Below are 20,383 nucleotides of genomic sequence, written 5' to 3' on the forward strand. Positions count from 1 at the left end.
CCGCTCTGAGCTGCAAATCAAACATCAGCTCAGTCAGCTCACCCCGAGTGAGACACTGGTGCTCATCACCCACAAAACCACCATGCTGGATGTGGTCGACCGGGTGATTGTGATGGAGAAGGGCTGCATCATCGCCGACGGCCCGAAAGAGATGGTGCTCAATGACCTGCGCCACGGCAAAGTGAGAGTGGTGCAGTAAGCCACAAAAAAGGGAGCCGAAGCTCCCTTTTTTACGTCTGAATCAGATACCGATGTCTTCTTCGTCGAGTTTCGACGACATCTGAATTTCGTACTGGTTAAAGGTAAACACTGAAGGTCCGTGGACACGTTTGGTGGTTACCCGCTCGTCACCATACTGAATCGTCACGTGAGTAAACACTTTTCCTTTGGCTTCCACCGTGTTGGTTTGCAGCATCTGCTCAAATTCTTCATTAAGCATTTCCAGCGCCATTTTGACCTTTTCCATTCGGTCTGAAGTTTGCGCTTTCTGCTCGTCAATGGTGTGTTCTTCTTCCTCGGTGCGCTGCGCTTTCGGCCGCTTTTTAAACTCCAGCTCACGGCGAATCACATCCATCGTCTCTTCTTGAGTGAGCTTGTATTGCTCTTTGTGTTTTGCGATACGCTCTTTGTACCAACCAAAACGGGCGAACGCCTCGATATTGGTTGCGGTATCGCCCTCAACCCCAAGATTGAAACAGACAATTTTCCCACCCACTTTGGCGCTACCGCCACTGAGCGTTCCTTGCTTTTCGGAGCCATCAAGCACAATCAGATCTGCGCCACAACGCACATCATTACTCATACTGTGGACGGCTAATTGAATGTTTTCCGAAGCTTGTAGCGCAGAATATTGCGCATAGTTGGCTTTGATACTGCCGCCTGATTTGACCACGCAGCTCTTATCTTCACCATCCGTTACCGTGTGGCCGATGATGCCTTTACCGACTTCAATATCGCCCTGAGCCTGCACATCTGCCGATTCAACGAAACCGCCGATGGTCACCGACCCCGTCGCGCGCACGATCATGCCTGGTTCAACATCGCCAGCGATCACCACACAACCTTTGAATTTCACGTGCCCGGTCGCGACGCTGACGTTGTTAAGACACAGCGCGTTATCAACATCGATGGTCTTGCCTTTGATGATCGGCATGCCGGATTGGCTGGCTAACAGAAGGTTGGGATCGTCAGGCGAGATGATGGTGCCTTTTCCCGCGACCAGCGCGGAATCGTTGCCCGGTTTGGGTGGAATAATCTTGCCTTGAACAGTGAAACCGGGTTCGCCTTTGGTTGCCGGCTTACGGCGCATCACGGCCTCGTTTTCACCGACCGTAATGGTTTCACCGAGGTTACGCATATCAATTTTTTCATTGCTTTTGCGTTCTTTGGGCGCCAGTACGCGCTTAGTCACATCATCCACCAGCGGAATAAACTGAGCATCCTGCCCCTGCACGGCTTCTTTGCCTTGCGCCACAGGTTGAGTGAAGATTTCGCCCGGCTTGAGTGTGTTGCTCATTAATAACACTTTTTTCAGCGCCAGCTTGTTGATGCCTTTAATGACGTGTGACTGAGCCAGAGCATGCACCAGTTCGCTGCCATGTAGTCCGCGGCCGCCGTATGCGCCCGTCACCACCATGCTGGCCAGCATATCCTGTTCACTGAGCACCACTTCAACCACGGCATTGCGCATTTCAGCAACCACAATCCCTTCGTAAGCCTCTCCCTTCAGCTCTCTGGCGCAATTAATAAACCGGGTCACCGAATCATCCAGCACCCGATATTTTCGCGCACCAATTTCCGCTAACGCTTCTGCTAATCCTGCTGCCGAGAACGTTTTGTCGATCTCCTTACCCGCAGGCAATTGAGCGACAACGCTTTTTTTGTTCTCAGAGAGAGTAATGAAATCCTTCCACATACTGCACAACCTTACGGCATTCCTGTCGTTTACAGCACAGTGTATAAAAAATGATACTGAGTCGAAATAATTCGATGTTCAAATTAAGGCTTACATCACTTCTGGAACCAAAGTCTCTCGCTGTTGACGAGGTTTACAGTGTAAATACTTAACCGATGACAGGAAAGGTGTGCGACTCATTGAATACATACACCGCATGCACACATTTTCCGTTGTTGGAGTAATGCAGAGATTCACACAACTCCGACGCCAGCAGTATTCCTCGCCCATAAGTCACATTCGAATCGGTCTGGCTACTTTGCTGACACTCAAAGCCTTTACCGCTGTGTTCCAACGTCATCTCAATACGACCTTTGGCCAGCTGATAATCGACGTTCAGACGAATCCAGTGATACTCGGCAAGTAATTTCAACTTCTCTTCGCGCATCTGGTAATAGTGGAAAAAGCCGTCCGGATCCTCTTTCATGTCCGATTTCAGTTCCAGCAAACCATGTTCGATCGCATTGGAAAACAGCTCAGACAATATCGAGCAGAGCAGATCCAAATGCGCTCCACCAAGTACCATGCCTTTGAGGAAGTTACGAATCTCGTTCATCACCACCACCTCTTTCAGCACCGCCGACGGAAAACTGATTTCGCTTTTCACCGGAACATTGCTCAGAAGCAGAGGCTGCGCGAGCTGAACCTGACTGCTGTTGGTAATCGGAAAAGCCATGGTGAGAATGGAGAGATCATCCCGCGAACCTGCTTTGGCAAACAGTTTGACCTCTTCATACAACGTCGGGATAAGTTCGCCTTGCGGCACACGCATCAGCAGCGCTTCCAACCGCTCTTCTCCGAACCGTTCCCCCAGCGCGTTTTCTGCTTCAGTGATGCCATCGGTATAACCGACGATACGCTGGCCGGGTTCCAGTTTGAAATGTTGCAAATCGCTTTCGAACTCGTTGGATTTCAACACGCCAAGTGGCATGTGTGTCGAGACCAGACGTTTCACCACTCTACCTGCGTCATCGAGAATATAGCCGTCCGGTAAACCTCCGCCCCACCAGGAGACTTCAAAGCCGTTGGCGCGCACTTCAAACACGCTGGCCGCCAGCATCATACCGGTCGGCAAAAAGCTTTCCAGTGAGCGGTTGAGCTCGGTCACCATTTCTCCCAGCGATAATCCTCGTGCCGCGGTGGAGAAGAAAGTTCTCGTTGCCGGAATAGTCGAAATCGCAGCGGGTAAGCCGCTGCCTGTCGCATCCGCAATCATCACGTAAGCTCCGCCATAAGGGCGGCTAGCTGCCACAATCAAATCGCCGTTAAAGATGGTCGACGGCGTTGAGATGTATTCAATGCCAAACAGGTGTTCAACCTGCGCGCTCATCTCTTCCATCAGGTTAGAGAAGATCGATTCCGAAATCGCGTAATCGTACTGCACCTGTTCACGAAAATGTTGCAACTGATCGCGCTGCTCGGTGACCTCTTTGTGCATCTTCACGGTGCGGTAATGAGCCTGAACTTTGGCAATCAACACATTGCGTTCGACGGGTTTAAGGATGAAGTCATCGCCATACGTCAGACAACGCTCAAACGAATCGTGATCATCAAGTACGGTCAGAAAGATTATCGGAATGTAGTTTTCCGGGAACGCACGACGAATGTCCTGCGCCGTGGTAAAGCCGTCTTTAATCGGCATCATGACATCGAGCAAGATCAGATCCGGCAAGGTGTCCATCTGCTGCATTGCTTCCACCACACCCTGACCATTAGCGAACACATCGATCTGGTCAGCCACATGCGCCAGCATAAAGCGGCACAGTTCTCGGTTGGTGGCATGATCATCCACAACCATCACACGCATGGTAATGCCTCATCGCTTATTCAATGGTGAACTTCTTGTCGAAGCGGGAAATCAACAACACTTTTCGCACCTGCGGCAGCGTGTTTACGATACGTATCATGCCGTCCGGTTGCTCAAGATAGTTTTTCATGTTCAGCAACATACCCAGCGCGGCGCTGTCGATGTAATCCACTTTACGCAAATCGACCGTGAAACGGTGATCGTAGCGTTTGGCGTAACTGCTGCGAAAATCTTGCACCAGGTTAAAACAGAAGGTGCCTTCCACCGAAATAGTCACATGTTTGTTGTCCGTATCGATGCTGGTTTCAATTCCCATGCTCTGCTCCTTAGAAAAGTTCTACTTCGCCTTCATCCATACAACTTTGGTTCGCTGCAGGAGCACTGCGTTTAGACGAACGTTCTTGCAGGTGCTGAATTTGCTCGGTCACCTCGTTGAGTTCCTGAGTGTTGCGGCGCAGCACGCCCAACAAACCGACCGCCTCTTCCAGGTAGTTCAGCGAATCTTGCGCATAGTCGCCCTGCTGAATCACGATATCGGCAAACTGCAGCGAACGCACTCCGTCACTTACGTGCTTGACCAAGGCTTTACCGAGCTCCTGAATCTTCTGCACTTCACGTTCAATTTCGGTATTGACCTGTTGCACGCCATGCAGCATGTCGTCAACTTTGTGTTTGGAGGCTTCCACATGAGACATGTCTATCGACGCCATCTCGCCCACGGTTTTGTTGGCCTCTTTCACCGTTTGCTGCGCAATCTGGATCTCTTTTTCAATCTGGCTATTCAGCTCTGACGCTTTGACGGAGAGGTTTCGCACTTCCTGAGCAACCACGGCAAACCCGCGCCCGGCTTCTCCTGCCCGCGCCGCTTCTATCGCGGCATTGAGTGCCAACAGATTTGTCTGTTCGGATAAGCCTCGCACCTGATCGAGCAGCTTAAACACCACATCGAGCTTATTCGACATATCGCGAATACTGGTCACCGCTGAGGTACTTTTCTCCGACACATTCAGCAACGTTGATACGTATTCGTTGATGATGGCTTCGGTACGCGGCAGCACCGTCGTCAGGCTGTATTCGCTGTTCTGGTTAGCGAGAAGATTGTTCACTAAAGTGCTGGAAATGGCCGACTGCTGCTCACTGACAGTTTGCAGACCAAAAAAGCTCTCGTTAAGAGTCTCGACCGACTCATCAATGATGCGATGCTGTTTTTGTAACGGGTCGCGAATGCGATTGAGATTAAGGGTGATCACCGATTCCAACTGTTCGGTTTGGGCGTTGTCCGCAGCAGGAACCACCGCCTTCTTCGCGACGTTTTTCTGAGGCGCAGAGACGTTACCTGACTCCGGTTGTTTTGCAGACAACATCAGCCACGGCAGAGCGGCGGCTGCAATCATTCCTATCACCAGCCACGCCGAGTGAACCTGAGTCAGCAGTGCGCCCAGTAACACCAGCTGCACGAGTAGAATCAGCCCTTTCTTATTCATGGTTTTTCTGTTTTCCATACCGACTCCTTGGTGAGAAACTCAACGCTGAATTTTGTGTAGCTCGACTTGTTCGCAAATCCATTGCGGCACCGCGTTCAATGAACGCACATCCTGCGCGCCGCCAAGTTCAACCGCGACTCGCGGCATTCCCCAGACGACGCTGCTCTTTTCATCCTGAGCGACAGTCGGGGCGCCTTGCTGACGCATTTTCAACATGCCACGCGCACCATCCTGCCCCATTCCGGTCAGAATGATGCCAACTGCCCGATCGCCGACCACTTCTGCCACCGAATCAAACATCACGTCCACTGATGGTTTGTGACGATTCACCGCAGCGCGATCATCCAGATCCGCATACAACTGCGCACCACGTTTGATCACCACCATGTGGCGATCGCCCGGCGCTAGGTAAGCATGCCCTGCTTTCAGCGGCGTATGGCTACTCACCACTTCGTGAACGCTGATTGCACTGTGTTCATCCAGCCGTTTGGCAAAGGACGGTGTAAACATCGCACTGATGTGCTGCGTGATAACAATCGGTGGCAACGTAGCGGGCAGCGCCGATAACACACTCTTGACCGCTTCCGTACCGCCTGTCGACGCGCCAATCGCCAGCAACTGAATTCGTGTTTCATCTGATGTCCGTAACACGGGCGCAGACACCACGGCTTTCGTCACCGACGCCACATTGGCACCGGCCGCCATTTTGATTTTCTCGTTGACCAACGCTTTGTAGTTGACCATATCGGCGGTGTTTTCCACCGACGGCTTGGGAAAATAGTCCACCGCTCCCAGTTCAAGCGCTGTTAATGTAGGCTCAGCGCCGTGTTGCGCCAGCGTGGATATCATCACTACCGGCATTGGCCGAAGGCGCATGAGATTTTTGAGAAACTGTACGCCGTTCATTCTCGGCATTTCAATGTCGAGTGTCAGTACATCCGGGTTGTAACGTTTGATCAACTCGCGTGCCTGATAGGGATCTTCGGCACTTGCGACCACTTCCAGATCAGGATCCGATTCGATTAACTGAGTCAGCAGCGCCCGAAAAACCGGAGAATCATCCACGACCAACACTCTGATCTTTTTACTCATTCAAACAACTCCACCGCACCCGTTTGGGTGTGCGTCTCTTTGTCCAGTTGAACAAAATAGCGTTCTTCATGACGGCGAATATTGGACACTTCCGCACATGGAATGCGCTTGATCCATACCCGGCCGCTTCGTGGGTCAAACAAAACCCGTCGCGGCTCAGTACCACCCAAATCCTGCGCTTCGACTTTTAATTGTTCGCGTTGCACATACGCCATCACAAACTCGACGTTTTTGATGCCAATCAGCGACTGAAACCCCATCAGTTGCGCACCGCCAAACAGCTTCACTTTTAAACGGCGCCTGTCAGCGCCCTGGATAATCAGCTGGTTAATCAACAGCTCCATCGCATAGCAGCCATAACGCGAAGCGGTGGAAAGCAGCTCCTGCGGTTTCCAGTGATGCAGCTGCGCAGAGGTATCAAACGGCAGAAGAAAATGATTCATCCCGCCGACCTGCGCTTTTTCATCCCACATGCATGCTGCCACACAGGAACCCAGCCCGGTGCAGATGATCTCGGCCTGGTTGGTCACATACACGCCACCCGGCAATACTTTCACCCAAGGCATGTTGGGCTTGAGATTTGGAAAACGATCATGATTGATGTTGTCCATTTTTATCGTTGTCGATGTCGGGTTATCCATTCTTCCGCCCTACATTTTGACGTAGATCGTCTGACCTAAGTGGTGAAACAGCGGACTGCAACGGCCGACGCTTTCCGAATGGCCGAGAAACAAGACGCCACCGGGTTTTAAGCGATCATGAAAACGGGTGATCAGCAGTTCTTGGGTCGGCTTATCAAAATAGATCATCACGTTACGGCACAAGATCAGATCCAACTCGTTCGGCAGCGACCAGTGATCCATCAGATTCAGCTGTTGAAAATGGACAAATTGCTGCAAACGGTTCGCCACTTTGATCTTGCCACTCTGCTCCCCTTTACCACGCAGGAAACACGGTTTGAGATACGGCTTAGGAATGCTGGCCAGCGCTTCCTGCGAATAGACGCCGCGTTGCGCGTGATCCAGCACTTGTGTATCTAAGTCAGTTGCCCAGATATTGACAGATTCAGCGAAGTCAAACGTGCCGGACATCAGCAGTGACGCTGCGACACTGTATGGTTCTTCGCCGGTAGAGCAGCCTGCTGACCAGATGTTGATGTTGTGGTTGTTAAGGCTACGCCACCCTTCAACCACCACTTTTTCAAGAAACTCAAAGTGGTGGTATTCGCGAAAAAACTGGGTTTTATTGGTGGTTAACGTATTGATGAAATGGATGCACTCCTGTTCATCTTTTTCAATTAACGTCCGATATTCCGCAAAACGCGTCAGACCACGGCGGCGCATCTGACGACTGATGCGCCCATACACCATGGTCCGCTTTCGGTCGGACAGATAGATGCCCACCCGTTTGTGCATAAACCACTGGATGAACTTGAAGTCTTTGTCCGTCAGTTCAAATTCTTGTTCATTCAAAGCCAACATTGTTGGAGTCCTTTACTAAAACTCTTCCCACTCATCACCATCGTCTTTCACATCGAGTCTGGCATTTGCGACTTTTCCCGAAGAGCGCAAGTCACTGACATTGCTACGCTTCGACTGCATAGGTACCGCAGGCGGCGCAGACTTTCGCGTTTCAAAAGTGGTGATGTTGCTGTCGGTGGTAAAGTAGTTCATCAGATTGAGCAGCTCTTTACCTTCATCTTTCAGCGACTGACTGGCCGCCGAGATCTCTTCAACCAGCGAGGCGTTTTGCTGCGTCATTTCATCCATTGCAGTCACCGCGCGGTTGATCTCATCAATCCCTGTCGACTGCTCGATACTGGACGATGCTATCTGACCAATCAGGTGCGACACTTTGCTGACGGCTTCCACTATCTCGTTGAGGGTCGATCCGGACTCATTCACCAGACGGGAACCCTCATCCACTTTCTCGACGCTGTCTTTGATAAGACCTTTGATCTCTTTGGCCGCCGCCGCACTGCGCTGGGCGAGGTTGCGAACTTCACCCGCCACCACCGCAAAACCTCGGCCTTGCTCGCCTGCTCGGGCTGCTTCTACGGCCGCGTTGAGCGCCAGAAGGTTGGTTTGGAAGGCAATCTCATCAATGACGCCGATGATGTCCGCAATTTTCTTACTTGCGGTGTTGATCTCGCCCATGGCGTTAATCGCTTGGCCGACCACTTCGCCACCGCGCGTCGCTTTCTTCGCCGCATCGGCAGACACGCCGTTGGCATCTTTCGCATTATCGGCATTCTGACGTACCGTCGCGGTCATCTGCTCCATGCTGGCCGCAGTCTGTTCCAGATTAGAAGCCTGTGCTTCCACGCGCTGACTGAGATCGTTATTGCCTTCGGCAATTTCCGTCGACGCGGTCGCAACGCGCGCCGACGACTTGGTGATCTTGTCGACCATGTTGCGCAGGTTAGTAATGGAGGTATTGACCGCTTCGGCCAGACGCCCAAATTCACCCTGATGTTCATGCGGCATTTGGTTGTTGAGATTCCCCTCTGCCACCTGACTCATCACATCAATACATTGGCCAAGCGGTTCAACCAACGTATCCAGCAGGTTATTGATGCCATCGCCCAGCTCGCGCATAAAGCCGCTGTAAACCGATGTATCAATCCGTTCATGCAGTTGACCATCAATCGCTTTCTGAATCAGGCTTTCGACCTGACGCTGACCATCGCGCTGCTCTGTGATATCGACCCACTGTAATGCCGGACCAATGTAGTTGCCTTTCGCATCACGCATCGCGATGCAGGTAAGGTTGAATTCCAGCGACCCCACTTTGATGTTGGAACTGAACGGCAGGCGATCCGGGTTGCTGATGATGCTGCGTTGATGGGACGGATTTTTATGGAACGTGTCGATGCTGCGCCCGACCAGTTTGCTGACTTCAAAACCCGGAAAAGCCTGAGCCAATTCACTTTCCCGGCTACGTAACAGGGCGGAAAGGGACGGGTTGAGGTATTGGATGATGCCTTCCTGATCAGCCATCATCAGGTTGGTGGTCATGCCTTCCACCGCGGACGCCAGACGGCCGATTTCGGTCTCTTTGGCCCGCTCTTCCGTCACGTCACGCCACTCCAGCGTGTTGCCAATGTACTTGCCATCCAGATCGAAAATCGCCGCTACATTGAGCTCGATTTTCAGCGGACCAATGGTGATGTCGGTGCTATAAGGCAGGTTGTTCGGATCGCTGAGCAGCTTGCGCTGATGCGCCGGATTACGGTGAAATTCATCAATGCAGCGTCCCATCAGCCAATCGGATGAAGCGGTAAAACCCGACCACACTGTGCGCAGCGTCGCTTCATGCTTACCAAACAGCGTCAGTGTTTCTTTGTTGATGTAGGTAATGTTGAAATCACGGTCGATCATCACCATCGCAGTCTGCGCTTGGTCAATCGCCGCTCGCAGGCGAGCCACTTCATGTTCCTGCTGGCGCGCCGCGGTCACATCTTTCCACTCCAGCGTGTTGCCAATGTACACGCCGTTGCCATCAATGATGGCACCGACATTGAGTTCGATTTTGACCCCTTTGATATCAATCGTCGTTACGTAAGGAAGATTAGCGGGAGTCGACAGCATCTGCCGTTGATGTGCAGGATGAGCATGAAAATTGTCGATGCTGTAGCCCATGAGGAACTGCTCTTCAGCGCGAAAATTGGGCCACACAGACTTAAACAGTGCTTCATGATGTTTAAGCAGATTCATCGATTGCTTGTTGAGATAAGTGATCTTGAAATCCCGGTCGATCATCATCAAAGCGGTCTGAGCGGCGTTCAGCGCAGAAAGAAGCTGCTGATTGGAAAGCCCCTGTTCTGCTTCATCTTCCCGTTCGTCCAGCAAAGAATCCGTAGCCGGTGCGACATAGCGCTGTTGTTGTTGGGGTTTACGATTCCAAAATGCCATGAGTGTTCCCTCACATGATTGCTTCTTCAATGGTGTGGTGATTGAGTTCTGTCACGTCAAACAGCGACTCAATATCAATCAAAATCAAATGACCGCTTTTCACCGCGGCAATGCCTTTAATAAACTTTTGCTTGGCGACACTGGACAAATGCGGCGCCGGTTTTATCTGTTCAGGATTGAGTTCATACACTTCCGCAACGCCATCCACGATGAGCCCTAGCGGGTGTTTATCACTGTCGTTGAGTACCACCACCACGGTCGTGGCCGTGATTTGCGCGGCAGGCAGATGAAAGCGCATCCGCAGATCCACAATCGGTACGTATTCTCCACGAATATCAAGCACGCCAACCATGTAGTCAGGCGAGTTAGGCACCGCGCGGACTTCGTTCCAGCCACGCACTTCGCGCACATCCAGAATTGGGACGCCGTATTCATCCTCATCCAGCACAAAGCTGAGAAACTCCTGAGTCGCCATCACGCCTCCTCACCCAAAATGCGCGCCATATCCAGCAGCGTATCGGTATCCAGCAGTGACATCACTTCTTCACCCACATTGAGTAACCCTTGCAGATAAGGCGCCACCGATGTCTCGCCGATCGCCGGGTACAAATCGTTATCGCCCTGCCCAATCACATCGCTGACCGCATCGACAACCAACCCCATCAGCCTTGACTGGTCACCCACTTCACTACGCAACACCAACACAACAGTCGTGGGCAGATAGTCATTCGAACCGATGCCAAACCGAAGACGTAAATCCATGATCGGTACAATCATGCCGCGCAGGTTAATCACACCTTTGACAAAATGGGGAGAGCGAGGAATCGGCGTCGGATGTTCCCAAACGCGGATCTCTTCGACATCGCGAATGGCCACGCCGTACAGCTCGTTCGCCAGACGGAAACTGAGAAAATCTGCGCCACGTGACGCATCGTCGTGACTGGCCATCAGTGCTGCGTGCACCATGGATTCATGTTGAAGCGGATGTGCGTGTTCGATATCCATTCGTCGCTCTCCTTAACTACTAGGCCGCCAAGCCTTTCTGACCACCGAAACTTCGGCGTTTTAAGTAACTGGTGATGAGTCCCTGAATATCCAGAATCAGCGACACGGAGCCATCGCCCAAAATGGTCGCACCAGAAATACCCGCGACTTTGGCGTAGTTGGACTCCAGACTCTTAATCACAACCTGTTGTTGGTCGAGCAGTTCATCCACCAACAAACCGACCCGATTCCCTGCGGCTTCAACGAAGCAGAGTAACCGTCGCCCCAGCGCGCCGCTGTCACCCATTTCCAACTCATCCTGAAGGCGTAGAATCGGAATGTTTTCGTCACGCAGGCGATAGAGTTCAACGCCACCGGAGGCGAGTTTGACGCAGGATGGATTGATTTGTATCGATTCGATGATCGTCAGCAGCGGAATGATGTAGACTTCGCTGCCAACCTTAACCAACTGGCCGTCGAGAATGGCCAGTGTCAGCGGCAAGCTGATGGTGAAATGGCTGCCTTGCCCGAGGTGAGATTCCACTTCGATATGGCCGCCCAGCTCTTCGATATTGCGTTTCACCACATCCATGCCGACGCCACGACCGGAAATGTCCGACACCTGATCGGCGGTCGAAAAGCCAGGAGCGAAAATAAGATTAAGCACCTGTTTGTCTGAAATCTCGTCACGACGCGAGTCGGCAGGCAGCACACCTTTCTCCACCGCTTTGCGCCACACGCGGTCGCAATCAATGCCGGCCCCATCGTCTTTCACTTCGATGATAATGGAGCCGCCTTGATGATAGGCATTCAGTTCGATCAGCCCCATTTCCGGCTTACCCGCATCAAGCCGTTGCTGCGGACGTTCAATACCATGGTCGATACCATTCCGCACCAGATGCACCAGCGGATCGACAATGCGTTCCAGCACGGTTTTATCCAGTTCGGTATTTTCGCCCTGAATCTGCAGGTCGACTTTCTTCTCCAGTCGACCGCACAGGTCACGAACCAGACGCGGAAAGCGGCTAAAGGCAAAACTCATCGGTAACATGCGAATATTGAGCACATTCTCTTGTAAATCTTTGCTGTTTTGCAGCAGTTGCGCGAGCCCCGCTTGTAGCTTCTCCAGCTTATCCATCGAGAAATCATTACCGATTTCAGTCAGCATCGATTGAGTGATCACCAGCTCACCGACCAGATTAATCAGGCTATCGACTTTATCGATATCCACCCGAATGGAGGTGACGCTCGATTCCGCTTTCGCTGCTTTGGCTGGTGCTTTCTCTTTCAGTTCCGATTCTTTGCTGTCGCTCAGTGCAGGTTTTATTACCAACGGCGGCGAAACGTCTTCAACTGGCGTAGCGTCCTGCATGCTGATTGGCTCTTGCACCGCAACAGGTTCGGCAACAACATTGGAAGGGGCACTTGTTTCTGCACTGGATGCAGCAGCGCGTTCGATGGTTAACTCACATTCGTCTTCCACCCATTCGAAAATTTCACGAATCGCCGCTTCATCCACTTCGCCACTGACGTCAGCATGCCAGGACAAGTAGCAGAGTTCCGCTTCCATTTCGAGAAGCTCAGGCAAGGCCTGACTATCCGCCTGAATGTTACATTCTGAGTCGAGTTCATACAGTTCACGCAGAATCCGCAATGGATCATTGCCACTGAAAAACAGCTCACGATGCGGAACAAAGGCAATGCGCCAACGGCCGGTTTGCGTATCTGACGTTTTGGCGGCTGCGAGATCCGTGCTCTGGGTTGAAGAAGAACTCCCCAGCGGCGATGAGGACAATAGCTGCGCAAGCTGATGACTTACCGAAGCTTTCAGGTCAAGATCGACATCCGAACCCGTTTCATGGCCTGCCAGCATATCGCCAATAACGTCGCAACTTTTGAGCAGAACATCCACGCTGGTGGCCGACAATGCTGCTTCGTGATTACGAACTTTATCGAGATAGGCTTCAACGGAGTGAGTAAACTCGCTGATATCGAGCAAATTGAAGGTAGCAGCGCCACCTTTAATGGAGTGAGCGGCGCGAAAAATGGTGTTAATGGTTTCGTGGTCTCCATCCTGAGGGTCAAGATGGAGCAACACATTTTCCAGCACTTCAAGATTTTCACGACATTCTTCGTAAAACATCTTGCGCAGCTGTTCCATGTCTAAAGCCATATTCAGTCCTGCCAATTGACGTTATCGATATTTCAACGCTTCAAAGTCGAAGTAAAATTACAGCACGCGTTTTAGAGTTTTTAGTAACGTATCTGGGTTAAAAGGTTTCACCAGCCAGCCAGTCGCCCCCGCTAACTTACCTTCTTGTTTTTTCTCCATGCTGGTTTCTGTGGTCAGCATTAAAATCGGAATGAATTTGTATTGAGGATTACCACGAATGGCTTTCACCAGTTCGAAGCCGCCCATGTTGGGCATGTTGACGTCGGAAATCACCACATCAAATTTCGTGCTCTGCGCTTTGGTCAGCGCTTCACGACCATCATTTGCGGTTTCCACCTCATAACCAGCATCCATTAAGGTGTGGCTGACCATCTGACGAATAGAAATGGAGTCATCTACTGCGAGAATTTTTGTCATCACGTCTTCCTTGTTACATCCTGAGATTCCATAAACCTGTGCTTCAGGCCCAGCACCTCGATGCCTTCCTGCAACACTTCAGATATGTTTTCTAAACGAATGTCTTTTTCCGCCAAGCGAGCAGATTCAAAAAGTGACACCAGCAGCTGGATACCAGCGGCATCGACTCGCGAGACACGAGCCGCATCAACGACAATCTTGCTGTCTTTTTGCAGCCATTCCAGATATTGGAGTTTGCAATCAACCACATTGCTGATGTCCAGGCTCTCATTTAAGGCGAACATAAGCAGATTTCCTTGTCATTGTCGGATTGAAATTAGGTTTGTTTTTTCCTCATGTCAGTGTAGGAAGGAATAGTTAATTAGCAAATTGCATAATACAGATTCATTTGTTCAGTGAATGCGACTTTTGTATTAGACAAATTCTTAAGTCATTCAATAAGAAGGGAAATGTCGAAGAGTTGTAGAAAAGAAAAAGTCCTACTTAGGTTCATGTTCAAGTAGGACTTTTTTGTCATTCGGAATTTCAGTGAAGCATTTACAGTGTAAATCAACCTATATCAAACCGATCTCACTCCGGCGTTTTACAGTGTAAATTTGTCAGTAACTTAGCGAGAGATGTTCTGATTTCCTGCTCCACTTGTTTGCGTCCGGCTAAGCCGAACGCTTTGGCACATTCTTGCCATGTTCTCTGCTGTAATACTTTTGCAATCAATAAGTCTGGCACTTGTTGCCATTGTTCTTGAGTTAAACCCAGCAAAAGTTGTTCTATCCAGGCGCCCACACTTTCAAAGTTGGCTCCACCATATGAGTATTGTTCCAACAACCCAATCGGAATTTCGCCCGCTTTCGCTTCAGAGGACGTAGACATCAAACGTCGCACCAATGCGGGAGGTAACGTACGCAGCGTATCTTTCAGTTCATAGAGAAAGTGAGTTTCGAACTGAGAGGACGCTTCTGCCGTCCATGGTGCGTTGGCACTCTTAACCATCAACAGAGAATAACATCCGCTTGCTTGATCACGCTGCGACCCCATTTTCATCGCTTGAAATTGATTACGTTGCCAGAAATGAACCAGTTCATCCGTTGCGCCAAAACTCGTTGCAAAATAATCGGCATGATGGGTAGTAAAAAATTGCGATAGTAACTGCGAGCCAATACCTGAATCTTGCACCTGAGGATGAACCGCAATACGCATCACGCGCAAACAAGTTTGCGACGCGGCTTCGCTGAACCCAATTTGATTCGCGAGAGTTACTGGCGCCAAGTGCCCTTTCGGACGGCGTTGACCTAGTTGAATCTGTTTTACCAGTTCAGTGTCCAGTCCACCTTCGCGCACCGCAAGAATACATCCTACCACTTGCTTATTCGCTTTGGCGATAAAGACACTCATCGCGTCATCGCCAAGTAGGTGAAATAAATCATTCGGCGACGTTTGGTAATGGGCGTTCACCAACAACGAAAAAATTGACTCCAGCAACTCGCGATCGGCCAATAGTTGTTGCTTGGAAATCGACTGGTAGTTCAACGCCGCGATGTCGAGAGCATCGGGCAAAAATTCAAATTCATAATCGAGTAAAAACGCGCGCCGATGCCATGCTTCCAGTGGATCGCCAAGGTTCCAGCGTATTGGTTGGTCAAGATGAAGTGCGCGTGTTTGCGGGCGCTCTTGCTGCAGCCACTGTTGAAACTTGAGCGTAAATCCGCGCCCACACCCTTCGTAACCATGAATGGTGGTAGAGAAAACGGCGCGGTGGTAATGAGAGACAAATGCCATCAGAAATGGCAATGGCAATGCGGCCGCTTCATCGACCAGCAACAGATCACACTCAGGCAGATTGGCAATGATGTCATCCGGCGCCATAAAACGTAGCCGTGACTCGCCAAAGCAAAGCTCACCTTTATTTGTCTGTGCCTGCGGAAGAAGACGGAAAGCATGGTGAAATACCGGCGCGACGGCGCTCAGAGTCGGCGCCGTAAGAACAATATTGAGTGAGCGCGACTGCATCAACTGCGCAGCGGCAATGCCCAAAGCACTGCTTTTCCCCCTCCCCCGGTCAGCAGTCAGTACTAACGGACGTTTACGATGTCCTTCAATAACACGCACGATTTGCGCCACGGCGGCAGTTTGCTGGGCAAATGCATCCACCTTTAACGGCAATTCAACGACGGGGATAATCGGTACCGAGGCAGGTGTTACTACGAGCAATTCAGATAATGCCGCCATAAGCCATTTCTGCGCGGGATTCCCATTGCACGCATCCGCACCGGTCACCAGCAGCATACCTCCGCCAACCAATGTCCCCAGTGCAGCACTGAAGCTGTTGGCATCAAACTCATCACTGACATCACAGATCAGCAGCTGGCATTCGCGTCCCAATAACAAATGGCCTTTCTTCGCGGCAACATGCGTTACCCCCGAGTTTGGATCCCCCCCCAACTGAAAGACTGTCGCATGCGCATTTTGTTGATTCAAAACTTGCTGCACCAATGCTTGTTGCCAAACCGCTCCACCTTGCAGACGGATGCCAAAACGACAACGTTGCTTCGCCGCCAATTGCTGAAGCTGTTCAAAGAATTGCAAAAAGTTTGGAGTTGAATTTGCCATAAAAAACCGTGATTTGTTGCAGTTGCACCATGGTAGCACAGGCATGCATCCGCGCCACATTCCGTCGTTATTGGGCTGCGTCCAGTTGCACCAAATCAGGCAATTGAAGGCTAAAAACTTTTTCCATAACGACAAATTATATTTGCTTTATTGAGAACTTAATTTCACTAATTATGCAATCGAAATCCAGCATGGTGCTGGCCTTAAGGAATCAAAATGCAATGAAAAATTTCATCAAAGGATTGGTACTTGCTGCTGCAGTCGCCTCTTCTCAGGTGAGCGCAGAGACGCAAACACTGAATGTTTACGCTTGGGGTGGTTATCTGCCAGAAGCTTCTCTGAAAAAGTTTGAAGAACAAGAAGGCGTAACCATTAACTATTCAACCTTTGAGAATAACGAGTCAATGTACACCAAACTCAAACTTCTTAAAGGTACTGGTTATGACGTGGTGTTCGCATCTGCTTACTTTATTGAGAAAATGGGCCGTGAAGGTCTGTTGGCAGAACTGGACCACACACAAATCCCGAACATGAAAGATGCAATGCCTTCCCTACTCGGCCAGGCTCACGATCCTCAGAACAAATACTCCTTGCCTTACATTTGGGGTGTAACAGGTCTGAGCTACAACGCATCAATGATTCCTGAAGGCATCACACACTGGAAAGATTTGTGGGATCCTAAATACGCTCAGCAAGTCATGCTGATTGACGATATTCGTGACGTATTCGGTATGGCGCTGATACTGAACGGTTACAGCATCAACACCAAGAACGAAAAAGAGATTGAAAAAGCATACCAATCTCTGTCAGCTCTGAAAGACAATGTCCTGCTGTACAACTCAGATGCACCGCATGTTCCGTACGTATCCGGAGAAGCGGCGTTGGGTATGCAGTGGAATGGCAACGCGTATCAAGGCCAACAAGAGATGCCTGAGCTGAAATTCGTGATGCCGGAAGAAGGTGCCGTTTTGTGGATGGACAACTTCACCATTCCTTCAGGCAGTGAACATAAAGCGCTGGCGCACAAGTTCATTAACTTCATGTACCAGCCAGAAAACCAGGCCGAAATCGTTAACAGCCTGGGTTATGCTTCGGCAACCAAGGGCGGTCGTGCGCTGCTGCCTGAAGCGCTGCGTAACAACGCGACTATCTTCCCATCGGACGAAGATATGGCGAAAGGTGAATTCATCAATGATGTGGGCCCAGAAGCGCTCGCTATTTATGAAAAATACTGGCAACGCCTGAGAAACCAATAATTACGATAAGCAATAAAAAAGCCCGCTTCGGCGGGCTTTTGTTTAACTCAATTTTTGTTCGACGAAGGCGAGAATCTCTTTCATCAATGCATCATCGACTTTCTTCAGATTCAGCGCCAGATTCGAACCTTTACGGGAATAACTGACGCGCCCTTTCACCAAGTCAACTTTGTTGTTCACAGCGCGCTTTGGCGGTACCAGTTCTGCAATCCACTGTTCAATGGTTTCGGTCACTTCTTTGGTGATACGAGCCACGCCCTGTGATTGGCAGCGCTGCCACACCAGACCTTCAGCCTGATGACACTTATTCAGCAGTTCAGATTGCTGCTCCGCACTCAAATCGTTGAACTGCTTGTGCAGTTTAACGATCGTTGGACGGCCCAATTCCACCACGTTTGGGTAAGCTTGCAGTAGCTCAAGCGGCAAAGCGGCGGCTTTCAAAGCGCCACTGACGAGCGCTTCGCTGCACTGGAACATCTTCGCCAGTGCTTTTTGGTCTTCCGCTTCCCCGCTGTCAAGTTTGGCCTGCATTTCACGCCCTTTCTCATACAGAGACAAAGGTTTGTGCGCATTAGCGACATCCGACAGGAACTTCGCGTGTTCTCCATTGATGTTTTCTGCTACGTAAACCAGAAACTCTTGATTGGCCAGAATACACGACTTGCGGCGACGGCTACCGTCGAGTACTTCGATTTTGCCATCCGCCGTTTTACGGCCAACGGCTGGGTACTGCTGACCACGTTCGCGCAGTGTGCTCAACACATCCGACAGCGCGTGTTCATTCAGGAATGCTTGCTCACGAGCGTTTTCCGCAAAAACGGTGGTACGGGTGGCCACTTCCGAAGCCGGAATACGCACCAGTTCAAACGTCACCAGTTCTTCACCAGCGACAGACAGCTCAATCACTTGAGCCTGAGCTTTAGCAGCCGCGTGCGCTTCTTGAGGGGTCGATGCACGACGCTTATCCGCTTTGCCAAAAAGTTTTGCGTTCAGATCAGACGTTTTAATTGCCATGTGTTACTTACCCCTGATTAAGTGAGTTCCAGTGTGAATGAAGTACGCGTTCAAGTTCTAGCGCGCTCTTTTGCACCGCATCCTGCGCGGTCGCCAGTGTTTTCTTACCCCCTTCAAAATCGCTGGTGGTTAAGTCAAACACGGTGCTGTAAGTATCCGCACAAGTCTCAAACGCCCGGCTACGAGGAATGGTCGCCATCATCACCTGGTCACCCAGCAAATAGTTCATTTCGGTCAGTACCGATACCTGCTTCTTGTTGTCGTCTTCAAACATGGTTGGCATCAGACGGACAAATTCCAGCCCTTTCCAGTCTTCCGGGAACATCTCGTACACCGTTGGCAGGTGTTGGAAGAAGTTCACAGTTGAAGCCCAGTCCAGACGTTTCGCCGCACATGGGATTAGCAGAGCGTTTGACGCATACATCGCGTTCCACACCAGCGGGTCAACGTGGGGACCGGTATCGATCATAATCACATCAAATTCGTCGGCGATTTTGTCAATCAGCTTCTCTTTCAGCAGTCGCACGATATCCAGTGACTGGTTCTGAGAGAGATATTGCCACGCTTCTGCGTTAAACATCGCATCTTCTGGGAATGCGGAAATGGTTTTCAGATTCGGATACTGAGTTGGCAGCATCACGTTCTTTTCCAAAAACGCCTTATCCACTTCAACATCTTCCGGCACGTTGTCCAGCATGATATCGACTGCGGAATAAATGTTGCTGTGTTCGGCAAGGCTAATTTGTGGGTTTAAGAACAAACGCAGTGAACCTTGTGGGTCCAAGTCAATCAGACAGATGCGGTAACGCTTGTCGAGATTCAGCGCCAAGCAAGCCGCCAAATGCACGGCCGTCATCGATTTACCGGTGCCACCCTTCTGGTTTTGCACATTGATAATCCAAGGCTTGTTCTCGGTGTTCTTTTTGCGCTGATGGAATTTTGGCACGCCCGCCGCATCCATTAGCATGTGCGCTTCCGCCAGAGAAATGGAGTAATGGTTCGCGTTGTTTTTAGTAAACTGATGTCCCGCTTCTTCCATCTTGGCGATGGCTTCATCAAGTTTACGACGTGTCAGCCCGGAACGGGTTTCCATCAGGGCTTTCGACATCGGCGGGAAATGCTCATCGCGACGCTCTTCCAATACAATCTCAATACGGTCAGCTTGCACCTGTTGGGTCAGTTCTGCGAGCGTATAGAGATTATCTATGGTTTGTTCTCTTTTCATAGCCAAATTCCGTAATTAGTGCCAATCAGCAAATTGTACAGCAATATTAACCATATACAATAAAAAGGTGAACAATCACTTTTAGATTAAAATCACATTAAATAGATTTTTAACATGAAATTCATTGAATCATGAACAAGAGCTGAAAAAACATTCGATAAAAGGGCAACAAAAAGATGTTCGTTCTTTATCAGATTTAAAATGTCACAACGTCACTTATTTACAATGTAAACCTGATTTCTTTAAAACACGATACGCAATGACAGAATGTCATTCCGGAACGATTAATTCCATGCGATAAATTACGGCCTCTGTCATTTCAATCTCGATTTCGCAACACTCACTGCATTTCATCAACATTTTCACCATTGAATAACATTTTACTGAAAATGCACTGTACCACCGCTGGGGGCCAGATTTACGAAAGCATGATCAAGGAAGCAATGATGATCATGC

Annotated in this window: 18 protein-coding genes; 2 read left to right on the forward strand and 16 right to left on the reverse strand. The window is 50.3% G+C overall.

All coding sequences use genetic code 11. The features are described from left to right. On the forward strand, nucleotides 1-199 hold a 199-nt coding region (locus tag JIG40_RS10380; protein ID WP_199465301.1), incomplete at its 5' end, for a hypothetical protein. Nucleotides 200-241: 42 nt separating this feature from the next. Here the strand turns inward: JIG40_RS10380 and JIG40_RS10385 are convergent. The 14 genes from JIG40_RS10385 to JIG40_RS10450 form a co-directional block, all read right to left on the reverse strand. Further along, nucleotides 242-1,915, reverse strand: a complete 1,674-nt coding sequence (locus tag JIG40_RS10385; protein ID WP_158143538.1) for a FapA family protein — start codon at nucleotides 1,913-1,915, stop codon at nucleotides 242-244. A 148-nt stretch (nucleotides 1,916-2,063) separates the two neighbouring features. Then, on the reverse strand, nucleotides 2,064-3,752 hold the full coding sequence (locus tag JIG40_RS10390) for a fused response regulator/phosphatase (RefSeq protein WP_199465323.1): 1,689 nt from the start codon (nucleotides 3,750-3,752) through the stop codon (nucleotides 2,064-2,066). Nucleotides 3,753-3,777: 25 nt separating this feature from the next. Beyond that, complete coding sequence (locus tag JIG40_RS10395) at nucleotides 3,778-4,077, reverse strand: STAS domain-containing protein (RefSeq protein WP_024375229.1); 300 nt, start codon at nucleotides 4,075-4,077, stop codon at nucleotides 3,778-3,780. A gap of 10 nt (nucleotides 4,078-4,087) precedes the next feature. Further along, on the reverse strand, nucleotides 4,088-5,263 hold the full coding sequence (locus tag JIG40_RS10400; RefSeq protein WP_047461854.1) for a methyl-accepting chemotaxis protein: 1,176 nt from the start codon (nucleotides 5,261-5,263) through the stop codon (nucleotides 4,088-4,090). 21 nt (nucleotides 5,264-5,284) lie between these two features. Continuing rightward, complete coding sequence (locus JIG40_RS10405; protein WP_044364141.1) at nucleotides 5,285-6,337, reverse strand: chemotaxis response regulator protein-glutamate methylesterase; 1,053 nt, start codon at nucleotides 6,335-6,337, stop codon at nucleotides 5,285-5,287. Then, nucleotides 6,334-6,948, reverse strand: a complete 615-nt coding sequence (locus tag JIG40_RS10410; protein ID WP_230857715.1) for a chemotaxis protein CheD — start codon at nucleotides 6,946-6,948, stop codon at nucleotides 6,334-6,336. Before JIG40_RS10410 ends, JIG40_RS10405 begins: the two co-directional genes overlap by 4 nt. 39 nt (nucleotides 6,949-6,987) lie before the next feature. After that, complete coding sequence (locus tag JIG40_RS10415) at nucleotides 6,988-7,818, reverse strand: protein-glutamate O-methyltransferase CheR (protein ID WP_047461862.1); 831 nt, start codon at nucleotides 7,816-7,818, stop codon at nucleotides 6,988-6,990. Between the two features lie 15 nt (nucleotides 7,819-7,833). Further along, entirely contained in the window at nucleotides 7,834-10,251 is a 2,418-nt protein-coding gene (gene aer2, locus JIG40_RS10420; protein ID WP_158125977.1) for an aerotaxis transducer Aer2, read from the reverse strand. Between the two features lie 10 nt (nucleotides 10,252-10,261). Beyond that, nucleotides 10,262-10,726: a chemotaxis protein CheW gene (locus JIG40_RS10425; protein WP_024375235.1), complete on the reverse strand. Its 465-nt coding sequence runs from the start codon at nucleotides 10,724-10,726 to the stop codon at nucleotides 10,262-10,264. Further along, nucleotides 10,726-11,256 carry a chemotaxis protein CheW gene (locus JIG40_RS10430; protein ID WP_024375236.1) on the reverse strand — a complete coding sequence of 177 codons (531 nt, stop codon included), beginning with the start codon at nucleotides 11,254-11,256 and terminating at the stop codon, nucleotides 10,726-10,728. The genes JIG40_RS10425 and JIG40_RS10430 overlap by 1 nt, the downstream gene beginning before the upstream one ends. A 19-nt stretch (nucleotides 11,257-11,275) precedes the next feature. Further along, nucleotides 11,276-13,408 (reverse strand): chemotaxis protein CheA, encoded by a 2,133-nt coding sequence (locus tag JIG40_RS10435; protein ID WP_199465319.1) that lies wholly within the window; start codon nucleotides 13,406-13,408, stop codon nucleotides 11,276-11,278. Between the two features lie 57 nt (nucleotides 13,409-13,465). Further along, entirely contained in the window at nucleotides 13,466-13,825 is a 360-nt protein-coding gene (locus tag JIG40_RS10440) for a response regulator (protein WP_024375238.1), read from the reverse strand. Then, a complete protein-coding gene (locus JIG40_RS10445) occupies nucleotides 13,825-14,109 on the reverse strand; it encodes an STAS domain-containing protein (RefSeq protein WP_143683093.1) in 285 nt (94 codons plus the stop codon). Before JIG40_RS10445 ends, JIG40_RS10440 begins: the two co-directional genes overlap by 1 nt. Nucleotides 14,110-14,395: 286 nt before the next feature. Then, on the reverse strand, nucleotides 14,396-16,432 hold the full coding sequence (locus JIG40_RS10450) for a GNAT family N-acetyltransferase (RefSeq protein WP_199465320.1): 2,037 nt from the start codon (nucleotides 16,430-16,432) through the stop codon (nucleotides 14,396-14,398). A 221-nt stretch (nucleotides 16,433-16,653) separates the two neighbouring features. Here JIG40_RS10450 and JIG40_RS10455 point away from each other — a divergent pair, with 221 nt between their 5' ends. Beyond that, nucleotides 16,654-17,688, forward strand: a complete 1,035-nt coding sequence (locus JIG40_RS10455) for a spermidine/putrescine ABC transporter substrate-binding protein (protein WP_024373437.1) — start codon at nucleotides 16,654-16,656, stop codon at nucleotides 17,686-17,688. Nucleotides 17,689-17,730: 42 nt separating this feature from the next. Here the strand turns inward: JIG40_RS10455 and JIG40_RS10460 are convergent, their stop codons facing one another. Together JIG40_RS10460 and JIG40_RS10465 are read right to left on the reverse strand one after the other, a co-directional pair. After that, complete coding sequence (locus JIG40_RS10460) at nucleotides 17,731-18,702, reverse strand: ParB/RepB/Spo0J family partition protein (RefSeq protein WP_100268870.1); 972 nt, start codon at nucleotides 18,700-18,702, stop codon at nucleotides 17,731-17,733. A 7-nt stretch (nucleotides 18,703-18,709) separates the two neighbouring features. Further along, nucleotides 18,710-19,927, reverse strand: a complete 1,218-nt coding sequence (locus tag JIG40_RS10465) for an AAA family ATPase (RefSeq protein WP_024375606.1) — start codon at nucleotides 19,925-19,927, stop codon at nucleotides 18,710-18,712. Nucleotides 19,928-20,383 lie beyond the last annotated feature (456 nt).

The organism is Vibrio sp. bablab_jr001, assembly GCF_016464285.1.
Taxonomy (GTDB): Bacteria; Pseudomonadota; Gammaproteobacteria; order Enterobacterales; family Vibrionaceae; genus Vibrio; species Vibrio fluvialis.

Bases quoted from the DNA above. Each gene is read 5' to 3' on its own strand.
- JIG40_RS10385 (WP_158143538.1), bottom strand. From the start codon at position 1,915: ATGTGGAAGGATTTCATTACTCTCTCTGAGAACAAAAAAAGCGTTGTC.
- JIG40_RS10390 (WP_199465323.1), bottom strand. From the start codon at position 3,752: ATGGTTGTGGATGATCATGCCACCAACCGAGAACTGTGCCGCTTTATG.
- JIG40_RS10395 (WP_024375229.1), bottom strand. From the start codon at position 4,077: ATGGGAATTGAAACCAGCATCGATACGGACAACAAACATGTGACTATT.
- JIG40_RS10400 (WP_047461854.1), bottom strand. From the start codon at position 5,263: ATGGAAAACAGAAAAACCATGAATAAGAAAGGGCTGATTCTACTCGTG.
- JIG40_RS10405 (WP_044364141.1), bottom strand. From the start codon at position 6,337: ATGAGTAAAAAGATCAGAGTGTTGGTCGTGGATGATTCTCCGGTTTTT.
- JIG40_RS10410 (WP_230857715.1), bottom strand. From the start codon at position 6,948: ATGGACAACATCAATCATGATCGTTTTCCAAATCTCAAGCCCAACATG.
- JIG40_RS10415 (WP_047461862.1), bottom strand. From the start codon at position 7,818: ATGTTGGCTTTGAATGAACAAGAATTTGAACTGACGGACAAAGACTTC.
- aer2 (WP_158125977.1), bottom strand. From the start codon at position 10,251: ATGGCATTTTGGAATCGTAAACCCCAACAACAACAGCGCTATGTCGCA.
- JIG40_RS10425 (WP_024375235.1), bottom strand. From the start codon at position 10,726: ATGGCGACTCAGGAGTTTCTCAGCTTTGTGCTGGATGAGGATGAATAC.
- JIG40_RS10430 (WP_024375236.1), bottom strand. From the start codon at position 11,256: ATGGATATCGAACACGCACATCCGCTTCAACATGAATCCATGGTGCAC.
- JIG40_RS10435 (WP_199465319.1), bottom strand. From the start codon at position 13,408: ATGGCTTTAGACATGGAACAGCTGCGCAAGATGTTTTACGAAGAATGT.
- JIG40_RS10440 (WP_024375238.1), bottom strand. From the start codon at position 13,825: ATGACAAAAATTCTCGCAGTAGATGACTCCATTTCTATTCGTCAGATG.
- JIG40_RS10445 (WP_143683093.1), bottom strand. From the start codon at position 14,109: ATGTTCGCCTTAAATGAGAGCCTGGACATCAGCAATGTGGTTGATTGC.
- JIG40_RS10450 (WP_199465320.1), bottom strand. From the start codon at position 16,432: ATGGCAAATTCAACTCCAAACTTTTTGCAATTCTTTGAACAGCTTCAG.
- JIG40_RS10455 (WP_024373437.1), top strand. From the start codon at position 16,654: ATGAAAAATTTCATCAAAGGATTGGTACTTGCTGCTGCAGTCGCCTCT.
- JIG40_RS10460 (WP_100268870.1), bottom strand. From the start codon at position 18,702: ATGGCAATTAAAACGTCTGATCTGAACGCAAAACTTTTTGGCAAAGCG.
- JIG40_RS10465 (WP_024375606.1), bottom strand. From the start codon at position 19,927: ATGAAAAGAGAACAAACCATAGATAATCTCTATACGCTCGCAGAACTG.